Source organism: Mesorhizobium sp. M7A.F.Ca.CA.003.01.2.1, assembly GCF_003998945.1.
GTDB lineage: Bacteria > Pseudomonadota > Alphaproteobacteria > Rhizobiales > Rhizobiaceae > Mesorhizobium > Mesorhizobium ciceri.
This window is the reverse complement of sequence record NZ_RZRA01001595.1, coordinates 1-568: the sequence shown is the minus strand read 5'-3', so window position 1 is coordinate 568 and position 568 is coordinate 1. Positions and strand designations below refer to the sequence as shown.

At 70.6% G+C, this 568-nt stretch carries 1 pseudogene; it reads left to right on the top strand.

Going from position 1 to position 568, the window contains the following annotated elements:
* Positions 1–568: pseudogene (locus EN969_RS34425) on the top strand (peptigoglycan-binding protein LysM); the annotation flags it as partial.

The following is a 568-nucleotide window of genomic DNA, read 5'->3' as shown; positions in this document are numbered from 1 at the left end:
CTCCCGCCGCAGTGCCCCAGGCAACGGCACCGGCCGCACCGGCCGCGGACGCGCCGGCTGCGGCCGGTCCGGTCGCACCGTCTTTCGACGTCGTGCGCGTTGAAAGCAATGGCTCGATTGTCGTCGCCGGCAATGCGGCGCCCAACGCCAAGGTCGAAATCCTCAATGGCTCGACGGTGCTTGGCTCGACGGTCGCTGGTCCCGATGGCGCCTTCGTTATCATTCTCGATGATCCGCTGAAGCCCGGCGATTATACGATCGCGCTGCGCGCGACCACCGGTGACGTCGTAACGCCCTCGGTGCAGACCGCCGTCGTTTCGGTTCCCAAGGATGCGGCCGGCCAGGTGCTGGCCATGGTCGAGGAGCCGGGCAAGCCGGCCGAATTGCTGACCGTTCCCGCACCCGAGACAAAGCCGGCTGCTCCGGCCGCCGCGCCGGCTGCTCCCACAGCCGAAGCCCCCGCAACCGCTCCGGCGCCAGCCGCCCCAGCGCCAGCCGTGGTCGACGCAACACCGGCTCCTGCAGCGCCGGCGACGCCGCCCGCTGCAGGCGTGACCGAGCCCAAGAT